Consider the following 23,739-nt stretch of genomic DNA (forward strand, 5'->3'; position numbering starts at 1 on the left):
GCAATCCTGAAAGACTACTCGACTAGGTAGCCCCGTTCGCCCTGAGCCCGTCGAAGGCCATCCTGAAGACTACTCGACTAGGCGCCCCCGTTCGCCCTGAGCCTGTCGAAGGGCCTCCCAGAGCAACACACTTATCCCGCTTCCGCCCACTTTCGAATTTGATCAATCGTCGCTGTCGCCCCGCCGCAGACAATCACCAAAATCCTGTCGAACGTCGCCAGAACAGGATGGTTTTCATACACAACCGCCAGACTGGCCCCGCACGCCGGCTCGACCAAAATACGGTGATCCGTCAGAAAGCGCTCACAAGCGGATAAAGCGCTGGCGTCAGAGACGACGACGCTGTGAATACTATGCTGCTTCGCACACTCCAGGGCTCTTGCCGATACCCGTTTGGCGCCCAAGGACGTGGCGATGCTGTCGATACGCTCCAGCTCCACACTATGACCGGCCTCCAACGCCGCGTGAAAGGAAGCCGCGCCTTGAGTTTCAACAGCGATAACGGGAACATCCGCCCACTGATTGCGATGCAAGCCCTCGACCACGCCAGAAAGCATACCGCCGCCGCCAACACAGAGCAGCACGGCGTCCGGCTTCATTCCCGCCTTGGCGACTTCATCTATCATGGTCGCATGTCCCCGCCACAGCAGAGGATCATCAAAGGGATGAATAAAGGCGTCCGTGGCGCCAACCAGCGCCAGCGCATGCTCATTCGCCTCCTGCCAGCTTCCGCCGTGAACGATCACTTCCGCTTGCTCCAACTGCAGCAGCTCTTTGGCTCTTTCTGTCGTGGTTTCCGGCACGACCACGAGTGCGGGAACGCCCAGACGACGTCCCGCATAAGCCACCGCCAACCCGGCATTGCCGCCGGATGAAGAGATAAAACGTTGCGCGCCCTGCGCTTTATGATGCTCACAGGCGGCTCCCACGCCCCGAATCTTGAAAGACCCCGGCGGCTGCAACGCCTCCAGCTTCAACCAGATTGAACGTTGCGACTCCATGCTCAATGGTAGCGATTCCAGCAAAGGCGTTTCGATATGCAGATTCATTACGCTCCCCTCATCTCCCCGTGATTTTGTATGGAAAGTAATCCTGTCAGGCTGCTAGTGAGATCGTGACAGCCTGGTCAGAACCTACGATAGCTCAGAAAGATTCGCCCGCCTTGTAAAATATTGACGCTGGCCCCGGACTTTCCGCTGGTAGTTAGGCTTGCTATAGTCCTTTTGCTCCGTAGGTTTCACGTCTGACTTCAACTTTTCCAATCGCCCATGAATGACAGTATTCAATATCAACGCAGCGCCGACATCCCCGGACTGGTGCTCGGCGCAGGTCGCTTCGCTCAGTTTGATTTCGGCCGTCATTATCATCTGGATTTTCACATCGGCATCGTCACGGAAGGCGTGCAGCGTCAGCATTACAAGGGAGAGACTCAGGTTCTGGGCCCGGGTTTTATTTCCCTGATGCCTCCCGGTGAGATTCATGACGGCGCCTGCGATAGCGACGCCTATACCCTAAGAACCTTTCGCGCGCCTTACGATCTGATGCAGGAGACCAGCGCGGAACTGAGCGATACGCACCCGGGCCCGGAACTGTTTGGCTATGTCTTTGAGGATTCAGCGACGGCGACGCGTCTTTTCCATCTGCACAACGCCATGTGCTCAGAAACAGTTTCTACGTTGGCGATTCAGTCGGAATGGCTGTCCACGCTGGATACATTATTCACGCAAACACGCGCCATCAAACCCAGACGCGACACCAATGCCCTCTCCCATGCCCAGTGGCGACGCATGCAGGATTACTGTCTGGCGAATCTGTCCGAGAAGATCACGCTGGACGATTTAGCCACCCTATGTGGCCTGGGTCGTTTCCTCTTTCTCCGCCAATTCAAACGCACGGTAGGCATGACGCCCCACGCCTGGCTACTGCGACTCCGCCTGGAACAAGCCTGCGCCCTACTGACCCAAGGCTCCCTATCCATCGCACACATCGCCCAACGCGTCGGCTTCTACGACCAAAGCCACTTTAACCGGAGTTTCAGGCAGGCGTTTGGGGTGGCGCCGTCGGGGTATTGATCGACAGATCAGCTCACGACTTCATATTTCCAGCCATGATAGCTGTATAAAAACTCCCCACCGCCTTCTCTGTCGGTTAACTTTGCTTGTAACTTAAACTTCGTACCAACAGGATAATTACGGCTTAGCTTTTTCGAGCACTCTACGTTCAACGTTACTGGATACTTGCCGCCTGAAACTGGTCGGATATGCACTTTCCCATGCTTTCCTGATAAATCATGGGGAATGTAGCTTTCCACTAAAACAGTCTCATAATGGTTATCTTTCGCCATGACTATGGCCCTCTAACTCCGAATCAACTCAACGCACGCGTACGGGGATTTCCGGCCTTACTTTTCATCGTGTAGATAAAAAAGTAGCCTTGGCGCGCTCAATGAGCAAACCTGACTTGGATATTTATCAACCCACCGTCACGTGCAAAATCAGCGCGATTAGCAACGCCAACGATACCCCCTGCCAAAACATCACCGGGTTACGTTCCAGAATGGGTGGCCGGGTCTGGTTGAGGTAGGCGGGGTTGGGGTGGCGGAGGTCGTGGAGGAATTCCGAGATTTCGGTGTAGCGTTTGTGAGGATTGGGGTGAACGGCTTTCTTGAGAGTGGCGTCGATCCAGGCGGGGATGTCTCTGTCTTCGCTGAGGACGGATTTGTAGGTCAGACGTTTCTGCGCGCCGGCGGTGCGGGTTTTGGCGACGTCGGCGCCATAGGGAAAGTCGCCGGACAGCAGATAATAGGTCAGCACGCCCAATGAGTAGAGATCAGAGCCAGAGGAGCCGACTTCACCCAGGAAATATTCCGGCGCGGCGTACAAGGCTGTGCCGAGCAAGTTAGGCTGACGCAGGCCTTGGTCGTTTTCCGCGACGCCGCCTACCCGGGTTGAGCCGAAATCTATGATTTTCACTATGCCAGACGCATCGATCATCAGGTTGTCCGGCTTTAAGTCTTGATGCAGCATGTCCATACGGTGAAAAGCCATCAAGCCCCTCGCCGCTTGCTCCACTATCCCCCTCACCGTTTCCAGATCCGGTTGTGGGTGATCTCGCAACCACTGGCTTAGCGTTCGGCCTTCGATGTATTCACTCACCGTGTAGAGATAGCGCCGCGGTCGCTCGAATTGCGCGGCCTTCGCCACATGCAGGCTATTGATGCGGCGGGCGATCCATTCCTCCATGAGCAGGCGCTCGAGATAGGCGGGATCGCCCTGCTGATCCGTCGCTGGCGTCTTTATTATCACCTTGGTGTTCGAAGCGATATCCACCGCCAGATAAACATGACTGCGACTGCTGGTTTGCAGGCAGCGCAGTATTTGATAACCATCGAAGTCCGCTCCGGCCTGCAAAATGAGGGGAAGCGGCAGGGTTTCCACCTGTTGCTGAAACAAAGAGTCCACTTCACAGGGCAACGCCTCAATACGAATGATCTGCAGCGTCAGGTTGTCCTTACTGCCCTGCTCCAACGCATAATCGACCATGCGTTTGGCGATGGCGTCCAGGTCATCGGGTTCCTGTAGCGCCTCAATCAGAGTATGGGCGTCGCAGTATTCATACACGCCGTCTGTGGCCATGATGAAAATATCGCCCAGCCTGAGCCGCACCGGCTGGTAGTCGATTTCAATATGTTCTCTGAATCCTAGCGCCCGGCTCAAATAGCTCTGACTTTGCGACACCCATAAACGGTGATCGTGGGTCAACTGTTCCAACGCGCCGTCCCGCAGGCGGTACACGCGAGTGTCGCCGACATGAAGGATATGCGCAATGTCGGATTTGAACACCACGGCGCTAAACGTACAGACGTAGCCTTTTTCCTTGTCATAACGATACACGCTACGCTGGCCTTCGGCGTACAGCCAGGAGTTGGTCGCCCTCAACACCCGCTGAGCCGCATGCTGTACAGTCCAGGCGTCGGAGGTGCAAAAGTAATCCTCCAGAAAGCTTTTCACCGCCGTCTCACTGGCGACCTGGCTGACCGAACTGCTGCTGACCCCATCCGCCATCGCAAACGCAGCGCCTTTCATCGTCAGCTGCGCGCCCTTTGGGACGTAACCGCCATGAAAGTCCTGATTGATCTCTTTACGGCCTTTATCGGTCCATTGACCGAAGGAAAGCGTCAGCTCATTGCGCATAAATATAGTGAGCCCCGACGTCCGCTCTCAGACGCCGGGGCCGATAACCGTCCTCACGTGTTGTGTAATCAGACGCTCCGATCAAGCCATCGCTTCTTTAGCGGACGCCGCCAGTTTGCGCTTTGGCGCTGTTTTGTAGTGAGTGCTGTACAGGGTCAGCCCGGTGAAAGCCAGCCCACCTACCAGATTACCCAGCGCAGTCGGAATTTCATTCCAGATGAAATAATCCATGATAGAGAAATCGCCGCCCATAATCATGGCTGAGGGAAACAGGAACATATTCACGACAGAATGTTCGAATCCCATGAAGAAAAACAGCATGATGGGCATCCACATCGCCAGGACTTTACCAGAAACCGTCGTGGAAATCATCGCGCCGACCACGCCCATGGACACCATCCAGTTACACAGCATGCCGCGTAGAAAAATGGTCAACCAGCCGGCCAGGCCGTATTCCGCATAGCCGAGAGTGCGGGCCTCTCCCACACTGGCTATCTTGGTTCCCACTGGACCGGGGTCCGTATTAAAACCGTAGGTGAACACGAAAGCCATCATAAAAGCGACCGTCAGCGCGCCGGCGAAATTACCCAGAAACACCAGTCCCCAGTTCCTCAAAACGCCATTGACCGTCACGCCCGGCCGTTTGTCCAGCAACGCCAGAGGCGTCAGCACAAACACGCCGGTCAGCAGATCAAAGCCCATCAGATAAAGCATGCAGAAACCAACGGGAAACAACATGGCGCCGACGAGAAACACGCCCGTCTGCACCGCGACGGTGACGGCGAAAACCGCCGCCAGCGCCAATATGGCGCCCGCCATATACGCCCGGATCAAAGTGTCTCGCGTAGACATGAAAATTTTGGATTCGCCAGCATCGACCATCTTGGTCACAAACTCTGAGGGGATTAAGTAAGCCATTGCAACTCTCACATCATGTTATAAGTTTGGTGATGGCATTTGGCGCCAGGGTCCGGTAGTGAGCAGGCTTCCTCCCTGGAACGGCGATCTCTCCAATCACCTCACGCGTGAATCCATAACGACCTGGCAGCGACGCTCGTCGGCGCAAATGCTAGAGGCGATAACGCAAATTCAAGGCCAACGAGTACAATAATCCATTTAAATTCATAGAGTTAAAAACTCGCATGCCTCCATATGACGCATAACTGTCAATGTGGAAATCTGACAACTGCTCCCATATGAGGCGCCAAGGCCACATACAATGCCCGTATCAGTGCATGGACGAGCTATTACCAACGCGAATCTTGTTTTCAGGCGCAACCTGAACGAAGAAGAGTGGGAAAGAGTCATCGAGCGCTTATTCAGATCTGCTGACCTAATACTTTGCTGACAGTTACCAAACGCCCTTCAAACAAAAGTGTATAAAGCAGTTCGTTTCAGTGTAACAACATCTTTACACTGGAAAACCCTAGGTTTTTTCTTTCATATATCCTCAAGAGACTATCCCTTAATGGAGAGCTATTTAGAGAGACTCCAACTTATTAACTATAGGGTTTAGATTAGTTTTGCTTAACACCGTTTATTTCTGGCCATTTTATAATCCATCCGCCCTTAAATGTAACTTATCATCACATTTAAATATGCGTCGCCAGCGCTTTATACTTTGTCAAACTAATTGACATTAAAAACTTGTTATATAGCTAAAACCATTGATATATATGCGTGGCATAGGAATTGCTGAGGTCGATTTGCTTTGTTAAGTAAATCTACAATGGAGAGAAGTATTCATATGCTAAAAACATTAACCAAGGGATTGTTATTATCAGCGCTGACGGCGTCTTCCGCCTATGCAAGCCAAATCACCTGGGATCTGACTGAAGGCGTTCGTTACGGCTCATACAATAACTCTCTTTCCTATTCGAAAGACGGTTTGAATCTGACCGTAACCGGCTGGAGCGACACAAAAGGTCCTGCAGACGATAAAATAGAAGGCGCCCGTCTGGGCCGCTGGAATGGTCTCGGGGTCTGTAACGACGACGAATACCGCAAGACTCGTTGCGCTTCCCCGGAGCATTCCACCGACAATGATCCGGGGCGCGGCGGCGATTTTGACATGATCATGCTGTCCTTCTCTGAGGCGGTCAGCCTGAGCTCATTTCAAAACGGCTGGTACGCCTACGATTCAGATGTCTCCCTGCTCGCCTACACCGGCGGCGCTTCTTCCTACAATCTGAACGATAAAGATTGGGAAGGACTGCTCAGCGACGGCTGGAGCGTGGCTGGCAACTACTCCAACACCATGACCAAAGAAACCGCGACCAGCACGGATCTGGTTTCCAAGTTCTGGTTGATTGGCGCTTACAATCCCGCCTTCGGTGAGTTGGGCGAGCTGTGCAACGAACTGAACGATCACTTCAAATTGAGGATGCTGACCATCGACACCGTTGAGTGTCCTGAGCCAACCGCACTGGGCCTGTTCGGCCTGAGCCTGGCGGGCCTTTTTGCGGCGCGTCGCCGCAAGGCCTCTTGATCTAGCATCCAAGTAGCGCCCGATTACAAGCCGGCCTTGCGCCGGCTTTTTTCGAATCATATATCCGACTAATTATCAGGATGATTCTTTTACGTTATAACAGGTCGCCAATACTTCCAGCTGGCCCATATCATTAAAATTAAGTTTGTAATGCCGGTGACTTTTCTCATCTATTAAACCCTGATGACAATACCGTTTCATCCAGTCGGAATCACAGATTTCATAGCACAAATCATCCCGCTCTCCGTCCAGTAGTTTCATCGCTTCACTCCACTTAAATGCAACAACGTCGTTGAAACGTATTTCGACGCTTTGTTCCCGCCAGTCCTGATAGCAGAGCGTCAACTCTCCTTTTTCACTGTGTATCTTTATGGCTTCGGCATCAGCAGTAGAAAAAGGGACGTTCAAGTCTTTTACATATCCCATAAAAAACACTCTTCTTGAATCAGTTAATAGTAGTTTCACCCAAATCCAAAAAGCGTGGATGAGAGCCTCCTGCGTTGATTGAATAGCCTCTATCTGAGGTTGGTTGAGCGCCAAATCCACCTAGTCAACCATCTGATTTTAAATGATAAATATAAATTTGAGAGAAATTTGAGAGAAAGCGGAGACCCGCGAGATTCATGAAAATCGTCGCCTCTCGATAATCGATCGCATTGACATTTGATCGATGCGTGAGGTGAAAAATGGATCAGTCGCTGTATTATCATTGGAACAACTTATGTCTGTATATGGGTCGCTTTGATGGGACCTACCATTGGCAACATATTGCGGATAGTTTCATTGTCAGTCTGGATAATGAATTTGACGTTAAACTGGCGAGTGGCGAGGTTATTTCCACGCGCTGTTTGATGATTCCCGCTAATACCCGTTGCGATTTTATTTTAAACCACCAGCGCATTGCATTTGTGTCTTCTCATTTCTGGCGCAATATTAAAACCACACTGACCTATAACTATTATTGCTGCGAGCAGGACGGGTTTCTTTTTGACTTTCTGGATGCCTGCGATATTGCACGCGCTTTCCGTGATTTATATCAGAGGCGTCCGTCCACCAATGACGCCAGGGAAATATTGGATCAGATTGTTAACCCTAAACAATATCCCATTGCTCCGCCCTTAATGGATCGCAGAGTTCGCAAGCTGATCGAATTCTTGTTGAAGAATCCGGACCTTTCCCAATCCATCGATGATTATGCGGAACTTATGCCGATTTCAGCCGCGCATCTCAGTCGATTGTTCAAACAGGAAACCAATATTTCGTTCTCGCGCTTTCGCCTGGGGGTTCGCGTGTTGTATTTCATCAAACAGTTCTCCCGCAGCCGTAATTTGACCACCGCCGCGCATGACTCCGGTTTTGCGGATCTGGCGCACTTAAATAAATGCCACAGATTATTATTCGGCATCTGCCCTTCGCAGTTATGGCTGAGTGAATCTGAGCTTAAGATCTGCGTGGCCTGAACAGCCAGAGGCGAGCCCAGTGAATTGATAATAACTCTGAAGGAACCTCTGAAAAACGTTGGCGAGGCCGCCAGTGCAAGGAAAAAGTCGGCGAAAAAGCGCAGTTTATCGTGAATAAATGAGCATTTTGAGCCGACTTTTGACGCCGCAATGGCGCCGCAGGTAGTTTTTCAGAGGTTCCTTAACTCCTGTGCTGATATCCGGTAAAGGATTTGTATAATGCAGTCCAACCGTTTTCAGCGCAGGAGCGCCCCATGTCCGACCGAGATTATGAAGAAATGCAAATTGGCGAGTGGCGCATCAATGTGGAAACGAACCGGCTCTATCGTGAAGCGGCGGAACATCAACTAAGCGATAAAGTCTGCAAAGTCCTTCTGGCGCTGGCGGAAAATCCCGGTCGTACGGTGAGCCGGGAAACATTGATTCAGAAAGTCTGGAATGAAAACGAATATGTCGGCGAGCAGGCGCTGAATACCGCCATCTGGCAGTTGCGCAAAGCTTTCAACGACAGCAGCGAAGCCCCTGAGTACATCGAGACCATTCCTAAAAAAGGCTACCGCCTGCTCAAGGAAGTCTCCATCATTCCATATGCTCCCAAACCGGATCTTGCCTCCCCGTCTCCCACTGAGCCCATGCAAACGCCAGCTTCTGAGCCGGAAGCCAAGACGCCGGATAACGCCATGGAGCCGCCTCCTGTTGAACCACCGACGCAAGCGACTCCCTACACGACGACGCCCAGTCACCCACCGCAGCGCAAAAGGTCCCTGATAGTGGGCGGCTCGTTACTCCTGCTGGCGGGAGTCGCGCTTATCGTCAAACTGATTTACGGTCGCGAGGATGCGCCACCGGCGCTGGTTTACTGGTGCGGCGTCGATGCGGGACGCATGGAGCGTCTGGGCATCGACCCCGCCAGCGCCTGCATGCTGGAGACGGATCAGGGCCAGTTTGGCCTGGCCATCGGCGAGCGCATGGCGCAGATCAGCTCCTCTTATTATCAATCGGCGGACACAGGCGATATCGCCGGCGACATTTTCTTCTGCGAAAGCAACCATAAGAGACAGGGGCATAAAAACAATACTCTGCTGAATTTTGTCACCCTGAAAAACCACTGCATGACGCAAAAGGACGGCGAAGTCGACATCGCCGAACGAAGCGGCGCTCGCGCGTCGTTGGTTTGTGTGGACTACCTGCCGCAATCCATTCACTTGCAGACGCCGACAGCGGAAAAGCACTGCGCCCTGCCTTCCGCCTTAACCATGAATCACCCCAACGCAATCAAAGATCCGGATTACTGGTACGGAGTTCGCCGTGACGAACTCGCTGATCTCGGTATCGATGAGGGCGCCAGCTGCCTTCTCAACGCAGAGGACCCCACCTGGATCGACACCATTGAATTCGGCTGGATATGGGGCGCGCGACGCTGTACGGACAGCAGCTCCAACCCGGTTGGATGCGGCGTCGTCAGTCATAACGCGCAACGCACCGGGGCGACGGTGAGCGACTTCTTCACCCAGGAACAACTGCAAAGCCGCTGCGCCGCCGGCGCGGGCAAAATCGCCTTGACGCCGGCGGGCTGGTGGCGTCCTGAGCACAAGGACAAAACCTCGCTGGACGCCTATCTGCTATGCGAACAACAACTGCCCAAGGCGATTCAGTTGTCGTTCAAGCCCGTTCTGGGCGACGTCGTTGAGAAGACCTGCGCGCTATATTTTTAATCAGGCGGACAAATAGCTTCCTTCTGTTTGTCTACAACGACAGGGCCTGCGCATGTCAGGCCCTGTCTCCCGCGGCTGGCCGCCGCGCAGGCGCATCCATAGCCTGATCATTAACATGGCAATGATATTGCCATGTTAATGATCCGATAAATGAATGTTCAATTGGGATCTTAAAGGTACTGACCATGAATACTAAAACCTGGCTGCTTGGAGTCTTGATCACCCTTATGTCGACGACGGCGCTCGCCGCCGAGCCCAAACTGGTGATCAAGGAGAACGATTCTCTGCAAGACGTGTTGCGCGGACAGGCGGACAAAAAGGTCGGCGTGCTGCTGAATTCCGGCGTCGAATTACACGGGGTCTTGAAGGAAGTCGGCGCTAAAGTGATTCGCCTGCAGGAGCTACGCAACCGGGAAACCTTCGATGCAGTGATCCCTCTCAGCGAAGTCTCCGCCGTATTGATCGACAACCATTTGTTCGAATGAACAGCCTGGGCTCACGCTCGCAAACGTCCATCAATCCATTGATTTATAAGCAATAATATAAATTTGAGATAAATTAGAGCGCAATTGGATAGCCGCGAGATTCAGCGGCGCATGGGGTCGCCCTAACATCCGTTTCATCAACAACGCAAACGGAGAAACCCCATGAACATCGCGCTAATTATTATCCTTATTCTGACCACAGCAGCCATCGGCGAATTGAGACACCGCTACAACAAATCGCAACGCAGCAACAAGAATAAAGAGAACGGGACTCACTGAGCCCGTTCTTCGACGGTCAGGATTTATGAACAGGCTTATCCTTCAGCAATGCCTCTGGTATGGGACACTGCTTTTCCTGAATTTCCCCAACCAGGGGTTTAATCGCCAGCTTGATACCCGTCGGCGCGCCTTTGGCGCACTGGATATAGCCTTTTACATAGGACAGGCTTTCATCATGGTTATCGAGACGCCGAAAGGGCTTGGTGACCTCCACTTCGCCGTCCTTGGTCTTCTGGCACAGTTTGGCCAGTATCGGCTGGGCGTAAAAATTGGACATCTTCGACCCCCGCATGCCGTTATCGTTAGCGAACCAGCCGCAGGCATGCTTGTTTTTGTAATAGTTGGTCAGATGACAGGCGACATCGCCCCAAACAAACGCAATGGTGAGATCTTCCGGATACGTCGGGTCCGTCACCGCCAGCGAACACAGCTCCTCATCTGGAGCGATGCCCCGTCGCGTGACGTCCGCGCTATCGAGACCATACTTGGCGGATTCAATTTTGAAGTGCGGCGTCACCACCTTCAGAACCTCCGGCACGCCACAGTCCTTCTCGCCAGCTTCCGTTTGGATTTTAATATTCGTGGCCTGATAGTGTTGGCACTCCACTGTCGCCTGAACGCCATCGGAGGTCAGTAGTTCATGCGCGCCGTCCTTTTTCAGGCTGCAGATTTTCTGCAACTTGGCGGTGGTCAGCATGGTGTCGCCGGATAAAGTCGCCGCCTTGCCCCCTTCGCACTTGCGCAACATAGCGCCAGGATGACGTCCCTTCACCGGCGTAAACCAGGTATTACTGGATACATTGAAGTGCTTTTCGGCCTCGATCAGCACCAACTCACCCGTTCCTGTCGGCAAGCGGCATTCGCTGGCCTTGTTGACCCGCCAGTCGCGGATATTGTCGTCACTGTAGCCGCACCAATATTCCGCGTTCACATGAGCCGTGGCGAATAAAAAGCAGAGGGGAGCCAGTACATATTTGAGAGTAGCCATGATGGGTTTTGTCAGTCTGCTTGCAGATGGTCAGGGGAAATCCGTTTTGTTGAATGATTATAGGCGTTTATCTGTGGTTTTAAACCAAACCGCCCGAGTCTGACGCAGCCGGTTATTGCAAGCTGTGATCACGCGCATTTGCTAACATAACTCTCTATCATCTCTTTTGTTTTTTATTCTCTTTCATGCAGCCAAAGCTTTACGAATGGGGCGATAAATCCCTGCTTTTTTACAACGGTCGGCGTCAGCCGCATCATTCAATGGGTATTACGCCCACGCTCTTAATGGGTAATCAGCCGTTCGTCATTGAATTCATGGGAGATCGGTATTGTTCCAATACCTTTCTACTGTCGCCCAACAAGCCACTTATAGTGAGTTCGGAGGCCCCGCGAATGGCGTTGCTTCCACTCAATCCCGCCGCAGAGGATCATGCCTTTTTGCTACGCAATTACGCCTGGGACCTCTGCGTAGAGGGCGTTTTTCATAAGCTGGATAATGATCTGCTGCAGCAAACCTTATTCTATCTCGACGAAAGCGACATCCCCCATCCCATCGCCACCTGGTGTCTGTTCAACGCCATCTATGGAGAGGATAGCCTCATTACGTTGAAGAAATATGATAAGCGTATCGCCAAGGCGGTCGCTCATATCATCCGCAACCCAACCTGCGATCTGTCCGTCGACGAGATCGCCGCGCAGGCGCATCTGAGCCCGACCCGCTTCATGACCTTGTTCAGCGCCTTAAACGGCCTGAGCTACAACAAATACAAGATCGTCAGCCGCCTGCAATATTTCTTCGAGCGCTACAGTACGGCCCATAACCTGACGCACGCCGCAGCGGAAGCGGGATTCTACGATCTGTCGCACCTGCACAAATCCGTGAAGATGTACTACGGCATGAGTCCAAGAGAGTTTCTGGCGGTTGGGCAGGATCTCATTACCATCAGCAGCCCTTCTCATAACCGCGCCTGGTACGCCGACTGGGTCCAATATGGTTATTTCGAGCTGACGCAGGCTTATTCCGAAATCAGCGTGCCGGAATTACTGGCGCGTCTGCGCGACTACGTCAGGGAGGAATGATCTGGGCCAATCCCAGTGGCGGGGATCGCCGCCTTAAACTTCATTACGGGCGTTTTCAGAGATAAAACATCCGATTTCAATCTCGTTGTTCAACTTGGCGTCGGCATAGCTTTGGGGTAATTCAAATTCGTCCACGGCGTCCCAGTGGCCGTTTTCATATAACACGGCGGACTGCACTTCCTCGACCAGAATGCCGTCGTCCGCAAGATAGCGCGTCAGATTCTCGATTGCTTCTTCCCTGGACTGCGCAGGAACCAAGCTGCGGCCGTAGTAATAGGCGCTGCCGTCCTGAGGCAGAGTGCTTTCAGGCGTGACTTTGCATTTCGTATCCACCACCCAGAACAATGACATAAACACCTCGGTTTCTCTCGTTATTGTTATTAATCAGGCAGACAAATAGCTTCCTTCTATTTGTCTGCAACGACAGGACCTGCACATGTCAGGCCCTGTCTCCCGCGGCTAGCCGCCCGCCTGCTCGATCAGCAAGTCATGAATGGCCTGACCGGCTTCCAGAATATGTTTTTTCAGCAACGCCGACGCTGCTTTCTTGTCTCGCTGACGACAGTATCGCAATAAGTCTGCATGCTCTCTTTCAGCTTTTTCTATGCCGGTGGTGAACAGCAGTTGCAAACGGATATAGCGATCGGATTTGATGTTAAGGCTACGCACGACTTCCATGGCCTGAGGCAGGTTGGCGGGATGATAAAGAGCCGCATGCAGCTCGTAATTCAACTCGCTCCAACTCTCAACCTGGTCTCCGCTCTCCACCGCTTCTTCGAAGGCCTTGAGTATTTTCTCCGCCGCGGCCAGATCTTGATCAGTCATGTTGTCGATCGCCCGCTCCAGCACATGACATTCAATCAACGCCCGCAACTCAAACAGCTCGCGAATTTCCGAAGGACGCAACTCTGTCGCGGTGGCGCCTTTGTGCGGCTCAAAACAAACCAGTCCCTGCGCTTCCAGTTGCAACAGCGCCTCCCGCACCGGGATGCGACTGACATTGAACTCTTTGGCGATGGCGTCCTGTCGCAAAGGTTCCCCCGCCACGATTTCTCCAGAGAGAATCTTCTTGCGCAGAATGTCTGCGACCATCTGCGTACGGGTTTTATAAACGGCTGCGGTGCTCATAACGGACAATAAATGATCCCGGGTGTCAAAGAAGGAGGCGATAGTAACATTTTAGGCGCTCGCCGCAGTAGTCAAGAAAATTTCCTCCCGGCGAGCGAAGGTTTGTAGCTGCGCGCTTAGTTATTACACTTCAAATCCGTGGGCGTAGGGGTCTTCGCTGTCCACCCAGATGGTGTTGTGGCCGTAGACTCTGGCCCAGCCTTGCACGCTGGGGCGTATCCCCTGGTGCGCGCCCACTGTCGCCACATCCTCCACCCGGCCTTCGAACAGACTGCCGATGATGCTCTCATGCACAAAGGTATCACCAACTTTCAGTTTACCTTTGGCGAACCATTGCGCCATCCGCGCGCTGGTGCCGGTGCCACAGGGGGAGCGATCGATGGCGCGGTCGCCGTAGAACACGGCGTTGCGAGCGTCCACGCCGGATTGCGTAGGTTTGCCGGTCCAGAGCACGTGGGACACGCCCCGCACCGTGGGATCGTCCGGATGCACGCACTCCACCACTTCATCGACGATGCGACGCACCAGCGGGCTGAAGCGCAGAATCTGATCGACGCTGAAATGCTCCAAACCGGGGAAGTTCTTTTGCGGATCGATGATGGCGTAATAGTTGCCGCCATAGGCGACATCCACCACCAGCTCGCCGATTTCCGGAACCTGCACGGCGACCTCGCTGTGCGCCAGATAAGCCGGCACGTTATAGATTTTGACGCTTTCGACTTTAGCGCCCTGTTGCTCGTATTCAATGGCGATTTTACCTGCCGGCACGTCCAGAATCAGTTTGCCGGGAACGCGCGGACGAATAATGGCGTTTTCGATAGCGGCAGTGACGGTTCCAATCGTCCCATGTCCACACATGGGCAGACAGCCGCTGGTTTCAATGAACAGAATCGAAGCGTCGGCGTCCTCGGAACAGGGGGGATAGACAATGGACCCTGACATCATGGAATGACCGCGGGGCTCGAACATCAGCGCCTGGCGAATCCAATCGTAATGCTCCATGAAGTATTGCCGTTTCTGGCTCATGGTGTTTCCCGGCAAAGCCGGATAGCCTCCCGCCACCAGTCGCACCGGATTGCCGCAGGTATGCGCGTCGATACAGAAAAACGTGCCTTCTCTCATATCCATATCCTTTCTTGTCTTATTTTTGAGTGATGCCTGGCGTCATTAGACCGAATCCACTGATCAGCCGCCATCGTGTCTGGTGGTGGATTGTCCGCCCTCAGATAAATGTATATTTTATACAATATTCAATTTCACAAATGAAGAGGACTTTCAATGCAAGAGCTGGACACGGACATCACAGTATTGGGAGGCGGTATAGTCGGCGTCTGTTGCGCCCTGTCGCTGCAGCAGGCGGGCATGAAGGTCAGTCTCATAGAAGGCCGTGGCGTCGGTGAAGGCTGTTCCCGGGGCAATGCGGGACACTTCGCCACGGAGCAGATACTGCCTCTGGCGACGCCAGGCCTATTGTGGAAGATTCCCGGCATGCTGATGGACCCGCTAGGACCAGTAGCCATCCGCTGGGCCTATCTGCCTCATATCGCGCCCTGGCTGGTTCGCTTCATGCTCAATACTCGGGAAGCCTCCTACAACCGCAGCGGTAAAGCGTTACAAGCCTTGAACGCCGCCTCCCTCCCCGCTTGGCGTCGCCTGCTGGCGGGCACAGGCGAGGAAAGCCAGATCCGGGTCAATGGTTCATTGCTGACCTTCGAACACAACGCCAGTTTCCAAAGTTATCAAGCCACACTGGACACGCTGCGCACTCGCGGCGTCAAAACCCAGGTTTTGAATGGCGCCCAGGCGCGGGAACTGGAGCCCGGATTGGGTGCGACCGTCAAACATGGCGTCTTTTTCCCGGACACCGGCCATACCGCCAACCCCTATCACCTCACTCGCACCCTGGGAGCGCTATTCCAAAGCCGGGGCGGAACAGTGCTAAACAAGATGGTGAGTAGCGCAACGCCAACGACAGACGGTGTACAACTGCATTGTGACGGCGGCCAGATTCGGGTTCCCAAACTGGTGCTGGCGACGGGCGCCTGGTCGAAATCTTTGGTGAAGCAACTGACCGGCAAGTCGATCCCTTTGGATACCGAGCGCGGTTATCACCTGATGCTGCGCAACGCCGGCGCGTCTCTGTCGATTCCCGTCACCTCCGCTGAGCGGCGTTTCATTATGACGCCCATGAGCGAAGGGTTGCGTCTTGCCGGCACAGTCGAGTTCGGCGGCTTAGAACAGCCCGCCAACATGCGCAGGGCGACCATGCTCGCCACCCACGCCCGAGCGCTATTACCCGGGCTGGATGACGCCCAAGGCGAGACCTGGATGGGGTTCCGCCCTTCTCTGCCCGACTCGCTTCCGGTCATTGACCGTGTGGGCGAACGACGCCAGATCATACTCGCCTTTGGGCATCAACACCTGGGACTGACCCAAGCTGCGCTAACCGGTGAGCTAGTGCGTCAGTTGGCGACAGATCAGACGCCAACCGTGGATATACAGTCTTTACGCCTCAGCCGCTTTTAAGATTCGAAAAGTCAGGCGTTCACGCCACGCCTGACTTCTCTGACGGAAATATCCTAATAAGTATTACTCGAAGGCGCGTCCAGACTATAAATAGACACTCGTATTATAAATACCTGTTCCATGGAATTTTAATTGAATGCCATTTAATTAATACAGTTAACTCAGCAGAAGCAGATAATTTATTAAAAAATCATTTTCACCTGGCAACACAAAGGCATTCACAAATAATAACCCATTAGACATAACCCATTAAATATAAGCCTTAAATATATAATTATAAAAACAAAGTTAAGTTATCTTTTCCCGTGAGAAGCCTCACAAAAACAGCTGTATTTCATACACCGCCCACCACCCTCAATATATATTTAATTCACCCTTCCGGTTTCTCATATATATAAATTAAGTCATTCCAGGATAAAAGATGAACATAAAAACACACAGGATAGGCTTTTGCGCTGGCGGCCTGTTATTGCTCACCGGCGCCTTATTGTCCCCTGCTTACGCTGAAGCGGCCAACTGTGAAGCGACGCCAGTAAGTGGAAAAATCTATAACATTGTAAACAGAGAAACCGGTCTGGTGCTGGACATCAAAGGGTACAGCAAAGTAGACGGAGCAGAGGTGATTCAGTGGCGCTCAAAGGGGGCCGACAATCAACAATTCAGAGTCACGGATGTCGGCGGCGGCAACTGGAAAATTGAAACCATGCACTCGAATCTGGCGTTGGATGTACTCTACCTGGCTCAGCATGACAACGCCAATCTCATCCAATGGCCTTATTGGGGAGGCGATAACCAGCAATGGTTCTTGGTGAAATCAAGCACCGGCGGATACAGCATTCGGGCTCGCCACTCCGAGAAAGCGCTCACCGCGCAAACACCGGATATGGGCGCTCGCATCGTGCAGTCGGCAGACATTGGCGGGGGTTTGCAACGCTGGTATTTCAACCCCATTGACGGCGAATGCAGCCAAGCCAATGGATTCGCCGGTCAGCCCGGATCTGACGGTCTCGCCACCACTACCGGCGGGGCCGGCGGCGCGACGGTTATCGTCACCAACTGTCAGACGCTGACTTCCGCGTTGACTTCCGAGGGCTCGAAAACAGTAATCATTCCCGACAACACAACGATTGATTGCCGTACGCCAATGCGTAAAGTCAGCGCCTGCGCCATGACCTGCCCTTCTTATCAAGACAAGAATAAAACCTTCTATAGAGTCCCGGTCGGCAGCCAGACCTGTACGGAGCTTGGCGGCGCATCCAATAACACCGTATCTGTAAACCGCGATGAAAGTCGGATTAATATTAAATCCAATAAAACGCTGATTGGCCAAGGCGCAAACAGTCGCGTTATTGGCGCCACATTCAATATCTACGGCGTAAAAAATATTATCGTCAAAAACATTACGATCGAGGGCGTCAACCCGCATCTGGTCGAAGCCGGCGACGGTATCACCATTGAAAATTCAAGTCACATATGGGTGGATCATATTCGAGCCAGAATGATCAGTGACGGCCATATAGACATCAAGAACAGCCGTAACCTAACGCTGAGCTGGAACCATTTCGACGGCTACAATCCGTATGTTTGCGGCAATCAGCATCATTACACCATGTTGGCGCAAGACTCCCAGGTCACGATAGATCACAACTTCTGGGATCGCGCGTCCGGCCGCAATCCAAAGCTATATGGCTGGGACACCCGCGCGCATATTTATAACAATTACTGGAATAACATTACCTACTTCTCCATCAGCACATCCAATGGCGCGCAGGGGCTGATTCAGAATAACCATTTTGAAAACGCTCGCTCCCCGCACTGGAACGAATCCGGTTACATGAAAGCCTCCAATAACGTTTATACCGGCTCATCGGCGACCGACCCTAAACGGGACAGCGGCGACGCCGTTCTCTATGACATCGACATGTATCCCTATAAATTGGATAACGCGTCTAATTTGCCGGGAATTCTGAGATCACAGACCGGTCCCCGGTAATACACGCAAAGCCTCGTTTTCGTCTGTTTTTATAAGGACATTTCCCCCATGGCAAGGACGCCGCCTCCCAATCATTAGCAGCCCATTTTTCAATCTCCCGCTCCCACCTCATAGGTCTCACTTTCAAGGACTATCGTGGTCTTAACGCTCTATAGCTCCGGTTTTACGGTTTATCGCAATCAATAATTTGCCTCAGAGAGGCTTTAGCGATCTAAATTTTGCGCACATGTATATTGTATACAATATACCGTTTGCATAAGATGAAGAGCGACGCCCCATCCACTCCCTTTACCGAACCAAGGGGACGGAACGGGAAAACAAAAATGACCGATCGCAAAGGAAATAAGGATGAACATAGATGGCGTACTGGTTCCTGTCGTCACCCCCTTCGATGACCGCAATCAGATTGATTATCCGGCGCTGAGCCGATTACTTGACCACCTCATAGAATCCGGCGTACGAGGGATTGTCGCCTGCGGCACTACAGGCGAATACTACACGCTCAGCGTGGAGGAACGACGCGACCTGATGGCTTATATCGCCCGGCATGTGGGCAGTCGCGCGTTATTGATCGCTGGCGTGAACGATACGCACACCGCCGGCTCCATCGCCAAAGCGAAGGAAGCCAGAGAGATGGGTTATCAAGTCCTCATGCTGGCCCCACCCATTTACTGCCTGCCTCAGCAACATGAAATCATTCAGCATTATCAAAGCGTCAGCGCAACCGTGGACATGCCGATCATCATGTACAACTTCCCCGCCCGTTCCGGCGTGGAGATTGGCATAGAAGCCGTCATGGAGCTCGCCGGAGACCCAAACATTATCGGCATCAAAGAAAGCAGCGGCGATTTCAGTCGCGCACTGACCCTGATCAACGCGGATTTGCCGAACTTCCAGGTAGTATGCGGCTCGGATGATCAGGCGGCGGATTATTTCTTCTGGGGCGTCCGCTCCTGGATTGGCGGCGCCGCCAACTACCTGCCCAAGGAACATGTGGCGTTGATCAAGGCGGCGCAAGCTGGCGACTATCCGCGCTTGCGGGACAGCATGCGCAAGATACTTCCCGCCCTCAAGAATCAGGAGAAAGCGGACTACAACCAGAAAGCCAAAGTCGGCTGCGCCTACATAGGTTATCCCGTCGGCGACACCCGTCCGCCATTGGCGCCGATCAGTGAAGAAGACAAAGCGGAGTTTCTGGAAGCCCTGGCGGCAGCCATCGTAAATCAATAATGACAAGGACGAAAAACAGTCATGCCAATAACAAAAGAAGATGTTTTTCAGTTAGCCAGAGACGCTCAACTTTACGCAGGCGCGCTGGTTCCCGGCCTGGACAATAGCCATGAGCTTCACTTCGACACGCTGAACCCGTTCAACCAGCAGGTTATCGGACGGGTGCAGCGGTGTAACGGTCGTCATGTGGATGCGGCGGTGAAAGCTGGTCGCGCCGCGTTCGAATCTGGAGTCTGGTCAAAACTGCCGCCAGGGGAACGCAAACGCATCATGCTGCGCTGGTCGGCTCTGCTGCAGGAGCACCATGAAGAGCTGGCGGCGCTGGACTGCCTGGACGCAGGCAAACCTATCAGCGAATGTCTAAATACGGACATACCCGACACCATTCACACCATCGCGTGGTATGCCGAAGCCGTCGACAAACTGTTTGGAAAAATTTCTCCCACCGCCAGCGACAACCTGGGCTTGATCGTGAAGGAGCCCATTGGGGTGGTCGGCGCTGTGCTGCCCTGGAACTTCCCCGCCCTGATGCTGGCCTGGAAAGCCGCGCCCGCTCTCGCCGCCGGCAATTCACTGGTGATCAAACCCGCAGAGCTGACCTCTTTAAGCGCCTACCGCATCGTGCAACTGGCCCATGAGGCGGGAATACCCCAGGACGTACTGACGCTGATCACGGGCTTGGGTGAAGAAACCGGAAAACCACTGGGATTGCATCCTGACGTGGACATGGTGTCTTTCACGGGCTCAACCGAGGTGGGCCGCCTATTCCTCACCTATTCCGCGCAAAGCAACCTCAAGGAAATCGTACTCGAGTGCGGCGGCAAGAGCCCGCAGATTATCTTCGAGGACAGCTACGCCCTGGAGGAAATAGCGGACAACATCCTCTCCGCCGCGTTCTGGAATATGGGGGAAAACTGCAGCTGCGGCTCTCGTTTGATCGTTCACAAAAACGTGAAAGACGACCTGCTCAAAATACTGCAAAAACGCTTGGTGGACGGCTGGAAAGTCGGCGATCCTCAGGACCCGGAAACCGCCATCGGCCCCATGATCGAACCCGCTCACTTCGAGAAGGTCTGCGGTTATATCAAGTCAGCCAAAGGCGAAGGCGCCACATTAGTACGGGGCGGCGAAGCTTTGAAACTGGGTGCGGGAATGAGCGTTGAGCCCACCATTTTCGAGGGTGTCACAGAGGAAATGACGTTGTTTCAGGAGGAAGTATTCGGGCCCGTTCTCGCCGTCTCCACATTCGAAACGGAAGCCGAAGCGATCCACTTGGCGAACGCCACCAGTTACGGTCTGGCCGCGTCTCTCTACACCTCCGATTTACGTCGCGCGCAACGAGTTTCCCGCGCCATCAAGGCCGGGACCGTCTCCATCAACTGCTTCTCTGAAGGCGACATCGCGACCCCCTTCGGCGGCTATAAAACCTCCGGTTTCGGCGGCAGGGACAAAGGCCTGGAAGCATTGGAGCAATATGTGCAGACCAAGACAGTGTGGTATGGGGGATAAATTCTAATTGCGCCAATAACGCTGCGCATCACTGCGCAGCGTTGGCAAGAATCCGTCAGGTCCTAGCCTGCAGAACGCTTAAACAGATTATAGGCGTCAACGCCTGGATCAAATCCCGTTTGCGCAAACTCCGGTCCTTCACTGGCGGGGTCGATGCAATTCCAAAACGAAGCCGCCGTATTCAACACAACGCCTCTCAAATACCAGTTAGGGTCCAATGAACTGACCGCGTTTTTCAGTTGCATGTCCTGCGGTTTGCGCCATTCCCTTAGCCAGTGCCAGGCTTCCCGCCTGTGCCCCGTGCTGGAAAAAATTTGGCCTTTATCCGCTCTTCTGGCGTTCGCTATCACAAAGTTGGCGCTTTGATCGCTCAAAGGCACTTTGTTCTCCGCAAGAAACTTGTTCGTTCCGTACACCAACTGACCAAACCAGCTCGTGCTGGACTTGGTCGCCTCGGAAATACGCTCTCTCGCATCTGGCATTTCTGTTCTCCTTACTCGCCAAATTTTTAGTCTCTTCCGAAGGAAATAAACCCCCTTCGGATACATCATTCTGTTCATACATCATGATTAATAACGCCAAAAAATAATCAGCGCATTGCCCTCTCAGCTCAAACACAGCCAAGATGCTTCGATAGTAAATTAACTGCCGTATAAACAGTAAGTTAAGATGAGATTAAATGTTCTACATCACTTTCTTGAAGGGATTTGAGAGAATCAGAGAGAACCTGCTTGACGAGTCAATAACAGCGCATGGCGAGAGTCAGTAACACTGCCATTCCAACGTCCATTCATTTTTCTTACCAGAGGCGGTCCCGCGACCAAAATAGCCGACGCCATGATCTCACCACATCCAGCCGCCCTTTCTAGTGGTATCGATTTGAAAGACATAATCCGGAACGGCGTCATGCTTATTCCAAGGAGACCAGAAGATCTCAGATTGAATCAAGCTTGGCCAAACCTCCCCTTTTCCACCAGAAGTCACTTTGCCGAACCAGGAACTTAACGGGTCATTTGGAGGCCGAAACCCACCAATATCGAAGACAATCGCTTTACGAACAATCTGGCTCTTAAATGTTTCGATTGTTGTTTTCATTCGCCCGTTAACTTCCGATGTTCACTGCCGTAATTTCTTTAAGATTCTTCAACAAAGCTACTCATACTCCTCATACACTGGCAGTTCTTTGTTGATGTCATACCAGCTTGCTTTGTCGGAGACCCAGATGTGGCTTCTTTCCTGGGATTGTGGATCGTCGTCTAATGACCCCAGTCGCAGAATGATGAATGGGGTGTTTTCTCTTTTCGCGTAGACCTGCGTGCCGCAACATGAGCAGAAGAAGCGGGATTTTCCTGGGGAGGATTCGAAGGAGTTCAGGTGCTCTGCGCCTTGCAGGTTGAAGTCATTGTCGTCCACTCGCGCCACGCTGGAAAAAGCGGCGCCGTGGGCTTTTCTGCAGGTTCGGCAATGGCAGTGGATGATGTCGCCCACTTTTCCCGTAATGTCGTATTTCACTTTTCCGCACAGGCAGCTACCTGAAATCATTGTTCAGCTCTCCTTAACTATTTGCGGGGCGTCAGACCCCGAGTCAGCGCATCAGTGTATCCGAAATTAAGGAGCCTCTGAAAAACTACCTGCGGAGCCATTGCGGCGTCAAAGTTTTTCGGCGGTTCGTTAAGTTACCAGAACTTCAGGCTGAATTTCTTCGGCTCGCCATTCGAGTAATTAAGACTCATCACTTTCCCTTGATGGCCCAATTTGGACTTCTTATAAACCACTTTAATTCTTTCATTTTCATCTTCGCCCACGGTGTCGCCGTTTTTGATTACCGGGCCATTCTGGAGCAGGTAATCCGTCAAGCCTGTCAGCCGATCTTTAAGGTTCTCCATGCTCTCGGGCGTATCGATCGCCTCGATTTCCATCATTCCAAACGCGGCTAACCCTGTTGTAAACCCGGTGGAGGCGCCTTGTTCGCCAGGCCCCACTCGGATGTCCACCCAGATAGGTACTGGCGGCCCTTCCGGCAAGACATTGACAGCGAACTCGATAAATACATCGCGGGGGATAAGCAACGACGCATGAGACCAGAACACCCCAATCGCTCCTTGAACCACCGCCATTAGGGCGGCGTTGACTTGAGTAAGCAGAATAGCGATTTCAACACTGGTCAGCGCCTCACTACTTACTGCGACCACCAGATGATATTGATGGCCGCTGACTTCCTCTTTGGCGTTAGCCCACAAACAGCTGGTGGCGCAGGGACCTTCGAGATCGCTCCAGGGGATTGGCGCAGGCATGATTCCAATCGCCACAATGGCGTCTCCTACGGTAAAAGATAAGGCGCCTTCTTCCTCCGTGGCGTCCTTGAATGCGTCTACATCCGTCCAGTTTTTAAGGACGAACGCCTCTATGTCCGCAAGCGAAATTCGCGGCTCTTCCGCGAACATGGGCATGGATATCAATAATGTCATTGAGTTTCTCTTCGCGCTTATCGGGCGGCTATTTGCTTTGACTATTGTTGCTTGAGCGCCAATGCAGGGAGGGCTACGGAAGTCTGTTATCCCAACAACGCGCCTGGCAAGAATATAAATGGCATAGCCGGAAAAGCATAATACATCCGCACTTATGAGAGGAGCTAATTGCCGCCGCCCAAATGGCGCTTGAGATTA

The 23,739-nt window shown here is 52.9% G+C and carries 23 protein-coding genes; 10 read left to right on the plus strand and 13 right to left on the minus strand.

All coding sequences use genetic code 11. The annotated features are described in order from the left end of the window. Positions 1–131: 131 nt before the first annotated feature. A complete protein-coding gene (locus O5O45_RS11555; protein ID WP_305905377.1) occupies positions 132–1,049 on the minus strand; it encodes a serine/threonine dehydratase family protein in 918 nt (305 codons plus the stop codon). 219 nt (positions 1,050–1,268) lie between these two features. Between O5O45_RS11555 and O5O45_RS11560 the strand changes: the two genes are divergently transcribed. Then, entirely contained in the window at positions 1,269–2,072 is an 804-nt protein-coding gene (locus tag O5O45_RS11560; protein ID WP_305905378.1) for an AraC family transcriptional regulator, read from the plus strand. Between the two features lie 8 nt (positions 2,073–2,080). On the opposite strand, the gene O5O45_RS11565 is transcribed toward O5O45_RS11560, so the two are convergent. From O5O45_RS11565 to O5O45_RS11575, 3 genes are all read right to left on the minus strand, one after another. Beyond that, positions 2,081–2,344 carry a hypothetical protein gene (locus O5O45_RS11565; protein ID WP_305905379.1) on the minus strand — a complete coding sequence of 88 codons (264 nt, stop codon included), beginning with the start codon at positions 2,342–2,344 and terminating at the stop codon, positions 2,081–2,083. Between the two features lie 127 nt (positions 2,345–2,471). Beyond that, the gene (locus O5O45_RS11570) at positions 2,472–4,193 is read right to left on the minus strand and encodes a bifunctional protein-serine/threonine kinase/phosphatase (protein WP_305905380.1); all 1,722 of its coding nucleotides are present in this window, start codon (positions 4,191–4,193) and stop codon (positions 2,472–2,474) included. A gap of 81 nt (positions 4,194–4,274) precedes the next feature. Beyond that, positions 4,275–5,111: a formate/nitrite transporter family protein gene (locus O5O45_RS11575; protein WP_305905381.1), complete on the minus strand. Its 837-nt coding sequence runs from the start codon at positions 5,109–5,111 to the stop codon at positions 4,275–4,277. 829 nt (positions 5,112–5,940) lie between these two features. Between O5O45_RS11575 and xdp1 the strand changes: the two genes are divergently transcribed. Continuing rightward, positions 5,941–6,681: an exosortase-dependent surface protein XDP1 gene (xdp1, locus tag O5O45_RS11580; RefSeq protein ID WP_305905382.1), complete on the plus strand. Its 741-nt coding sequence runs from the start codon at positions 5,941–5,943 to the stop codon at positions 6,679–6,681. Positions 6,682–6,756: 75 nt separating this feature from the next. On the opposite strand, the gene O5O45_RS11585 is transcribed toward xdp1, so the two are convergent. Next, positions 6,757–7,227, minus strand: coding sequence for a hypothetical protein (locus O5O45_RS11585; RefSeq protein WP_305905383.1), 471 nt, complete (start codon positions 7,225–7,227; stop codon positions 6,757–6,759). A 140-nt stretch (positions 7,228–7,367) separates the two neighbouring features. Between O5O45_RS11585 and O5O45_RS11590 the strand changes: the two genes are divergently transcribed. The 3 genes from O5O45_RS11590 to O5O45_RS11600 all read left to right on the plus strand — a co-directional run bounded on the left by O5O45_RS11590 (position 7,368) and on the right by O5O45_RS11600 (position 10,341). Continuing rightward, positions 7,368–8,141: an AraC family transcriptional regulator gene (locus O5O45_RS11590; protein ID WP_305905384.1), complete on the plus strand. Its 774-nt coding sequence runs from the start codon at positions 7,368–7,370 to the stop codon at positions 8,139–8,141. Positions 8,142–8,395: 254 nt separating this feature from the next. Further along, positions 8,396–9,856 carry a winged helix-turn-helix domain-containing protein gene (locus O5O45_RS11595; RefSeq protein ID WP_305905385.1) on the plus strand — a complete coding sequence of 487 codons (1,461 nt, stop codon included), beginning with the start codon at positions 8,396–8,398 and terminating at the stop codon, positions 9,854–9,856. 185 nt (positions 9,857–10,041) lie between these two features. After that, the gene (locus O5O45_RS11600) at positions 10,042–10,341 is read left to right on the plus strand and encodes a hypothetical protein (protein WP_305905386.1); all 300 of its coding nucleotides are present in this window, start codon (positions 10,042–10,044) and stop codon (positions 10,339–10,341) included. Between the two features lie 295 nt (positions 10,342–10,636). Here the strand turns inward: O5O45_RS11600 and O5O45_RS11605 are convergent, their stop codons facing one another. Next, entirely contained in the window at positions 10,637–11,608 is a 972-nt protein-coding gene (locus tag O5O45_RS11605) for a hypothetical protein (RefSeq protein WP_305905387.1), read from the minus strand. Positions 11,609–12,000: 392 nt separating this feature from the next. Between O5O45_RS11605 and O5O45_RS11610 the strand changes: the two genes are divergently transcribed. Beyond that, entirely contained in the window at positions 12,001–12,687 is a 687-nt protein-coding gene (locus tag O5O45_RS11610) for a helix-turn-helix transcriptional regulator (RefSeq protein ID WP_305905388.1), read from the plus strand. A 33-nt stretch (positions 12,688–12,720) separates the two neighbouring features. On the opposite strand, the gene O5O45_RS11615 is transcribed toward O5O45_RS11610, so the two are convergent. The 3 genes from O5O45_RS11615 to O5O45_RS11625 all read right to left on the minus strand — a co-directional run bounded on the left by O5O45_RS11615 (position 12,721) and on the right by O5O45_RS11625 (position 14,943). After that, entirely contained in the window at positions 12,721–13,038 is a 318-nt protein-coding gene (locus O5O45_RS11615; protein WP_305905389.1) for a hypothetical protein, read from the minus strand. Positions 13,039–13,146: 108 nt separating this feature from the next. Next, the gene (locus O5O45_RS11620) at positions 13,147–13,815 is read right to left on the minus strand and encodes a GntR family transcriptional regulator (RefSeq protein ID WP_305905390.1); all 669 of its coding nucleotides are present in this window, start codon (positions 13,813–13,815) and stop codon (positions 13,147–13,149) included. A 123-nt stretch (positions 13,816–13,938) separates the two neighbouring features. Then, positions 13,939–14,943: a 4-hydroxyproline epimerase gene (locus O5O45_RS11625; protein ID WP_305905391.1), complete on the minus strand. Its 1,005-nt coding sequence runs from the start codon at positions 14,941–14,943 to the stop codon at positions 13,939–13,941. Positions 14,944–15,093: 150 nt separating this feature from the next. On the opposite strand from O5O45_RS11625, the gene O5O45_RS11630 reads away from it, so the two are divergent. The 4 genes from O5O45_RS11630 (at position 15,094) to O5O45_RS11645 (ending at position 21,073) form a co-directional block, all read left to right on the plus strand. Further along, positions 15,094–16,341 carry an NAD(P)/FAD-dependent oxidoreductase gene (locus tag O5O45_RS11630; RefSeq protein WP_305905392.1) on the plus strand — a complete coding sequence of 416 codons (1,248 nt, stop codon included), beginning with the start codon at positions 15,094–15,096 and terminating at the stop codon, positions 16,339–16,341. A gap of 421 nt (positions 16,342–16,762) precedes the next feature. Then, positions 16,763–18,334 (plus strand): RICIN domain-containing protein, encoded by a 1,572-nt coding sequence (locus tag O5O45_RS11635; RefSeq protein ID WP_305905393.1) that lies wholly within the window; start codon positions 16,763–16,765, stop codon positions 18,332–18,334. 348 nt (positions 18,335–18,682) lie between these two features. Then, a complete protein-coding gene (gene dapA, locus O5O45_RS11640) occupies positions 18,683–19,564 on the plus strand; it encodes a 4-hydroxy-tetrahydrodipicolinate synthase (protein ID WP_305905394.1) in 882 nt (293 codons plus the stop codon). A 21-nt stretch (positions 19,565–19,585) separates the two neighbouring features. Next, a complete protein-coding gene (locus O5O45_RS11645) occupies positions 19,586–21,073 on the plus strand; it encodes an aldehyde dehydrogenase (protein WP_305905395.1) in 1,488 nt (495 codons plus the stop codon). Positions 21,074–21,135: 62 nt separating this feature from the next. On the opposite strand, the gene O5O45_RS11650 is transcribed toward O5O45_RS11645, so the two are convergent. The 4 genes from O5O45_RS11650 to O5O45_RS11665 form a co-directional block, all read right to left on the minus strand. Beyond that, positions 21,136–21,555, minus strand: coding sequence for a hypothetical protein (locus O5O45_RS11650; RefSeq protein ID WP_305905396.1), 420 nt, complete (start codon positions 21,553–21,555; stop codon positions 21,136–21,138). 361 nt (positions 21,556–21,916) lie between these two features. Further along, positions 21,917–22,168 carry a hypothetical protein gene (locus O5O45_RS11655; RefSeq protein WP_305905397.1) on the minus strand — a complete coding sequence of 84 codons (252 nt, stop codon included), beginning with the start codon at positions 22,166–22,168 and terminating at the stop codon, positions 21,917–21,919. A gap of 57 nt (positions 22,169–22,225) precedes the next feature. Next, entirely contained in the window at positions 22,226–22,615 is a 390-nt protein-coding gene (locus O5O45_RS11660) for a GFA family protein (protein ID WP_305905398.1), read from the minus strand. Between the two features lie 134 nt (positions 22,616–22,749). Further along, the gene (locus O5O45_RS11665) at positions 22,750–23,541 is read right to left on the minus strand and encodes a DUF4261 domain-containing protein (RefSeq protein ID WP_305905399.1); all 792 of its coding nucleotides are present in this window, start codon (positions 23,539–23,541) and stop codon (positions 22,750–22,752) included. Positions 23,542–23,739: the final 198 nt, after the last annotated feature.

Source organism: Hahella sp. HNIBRBA332 (assembly GCF_030719035.1).
GTDB lineage: Bacteria > Pseudomonadota > Gammaproteobacteria > Pseudomonadales > Oleiphilaceae > Hahella.

Coding starts and splice junctions, on each gene's coding strand:
- O5O45_RS11555 (WP_305905377.1), bottom strand. CDS start 1,049: ATGAATCTGCATATCGAAACGCCTTTGCTGGAATCGCTACCATTGAGC.
- O5O45_RS11560 (WP_305905378.1), top strand. CDS start 1,269: ATGAATGACAGTATTCAATATCAACGCAGCGCCGACATCCCCGGACTG.
- O5O45_RS11565 (WP_305905379.1), bottom strand. CDS start 2,344: ATGGCGAAAGATAACCATTATGAGACTGTTTTAGTGGAAAGCTACATT.
- O5O45_RS11570 (WP_305905380.1), bottom strand. CDS start 4,193: ATGCGCAATGAGCTGACGCTTTCCTTCGGTCAATGGACCGATAAAGGC.
- O5O45_RS11575 (WP_305905381.1), bottom strand. CDS start 5,111: ATGGCTTACTTAATCCCCTCAGAGTTTGTGACCAAGATGGTCGATGCT.
- xdp1 (WP_305905382.1), top strand. CDS start 5,941: ATGCTAAAAACATTAACCAAGGGATTGTTATTATCAGCGCTGACGGCG.
- O5O45_RS11590 (WP_305905384.1), top strand. CDS start 7,368: ATGGATCAGTCGCTGTATTATCATTGGAACAACTTATGTCTGTATATG.
- O5O45_RS11595 (WP_305905385.1), top strand. CDS start 8,396: ATGTCCGACCGAGATTATGAAGAAATGCAAATTGGCGAGTGGCGCATC.
- O5O45_RS11600 (WP_305905386.1), top strand. CDS start 10,042: ATGAATACTAAAACCTGGCTGCTTGGAGTCTTGATCACCCTTATGTCG.
- O5O45_RS11605 (WP_305905387.1), bottom strand. CDS start 11,608: ATGGCTACTCTCAAATATGTACTGGCTCCCCTCTGCTTTTTATTCGCC.
- O5O45_RS11610 (WP_305905388.1), top strand. CDS start 12,001: ATGGCGTTGCTTCCACTCAATCCCGCCGCAGAGGATCATGCCTTTTTG.
- O5O45_RS11615 (WP_305905389.1), bottom strand. CDS start 13,038: ATGTCATTGTTCTGGGTGGTGGATACGAAATGCAAAGTCACGCCTGAA.
- O5O45_RS11620 (WP_305905390.1), bottom strand. CDS start 13,815: ATGAGCACCGCAGCCGTTTATAAAACCCGTACGCAGATGGTCGCAGAC.
- O5O45_RS11625 (WP_305905391.1), bottom strand. CDS start 14,943: ATGGATATGAGAGAAGGCACGTTTTTCTGTATCGACGCGCATACCTGC.
- O5O45_RS11630 (WP_305905392.1), top strand. CDS start 15,094: ATGCAAGAGCTGGACACGGACATCACAGTATTGGGAGGCGGTATAGTC.
- O5O45_RS11635 (WP_305905393.1), top strand. CDS start 16,763: ATGAACATAAAAACACACAGGATAGGCTTTTGCGCTGGCGGCCTGTTA.
- dapA (WP_305905394.1), top strand. CDS start 18,683: ATGAACATAGATGGCGTACTGGTTCCTGTCGTCACCCCCTTCGATGAC.
- O5O45_RS11645 (WP_305905395.1), top strand. CDS start 19,586: ATGCCAATAACAAAAGAAGATGTTTTTCAGTTAGCCAGAGACGCTCAA.
- O5O45_RS11650 (WP_305905396.1), bottom strand. CDS start 21,555: ATGCCAGATGCGAGAGAGCGTATTTCCGAGGCGACCAAGTCCAGCACG.
- O5O45_RS11655 (WP_305905397.1), bottom strand. CDS start 22,168: ATGAAAACAACAATCGAAACATTTAAGAGCCAGATTGTTCGTAAAGCG.
- O5O45_RS11660 (WP_305905398.1), bottom strand. CDS start 22,615: ATGATTTCAGGTAGCTGCCTGTGCGGAAAAGTGAAATACGACATTACG.
- O5O45_RS11665 (WP_305905399.1), bottom strand. CDS start 23,541: ATGACATTATTGATATCCATGCCCATGTTCGCGGAAGAGCCGCGAATT.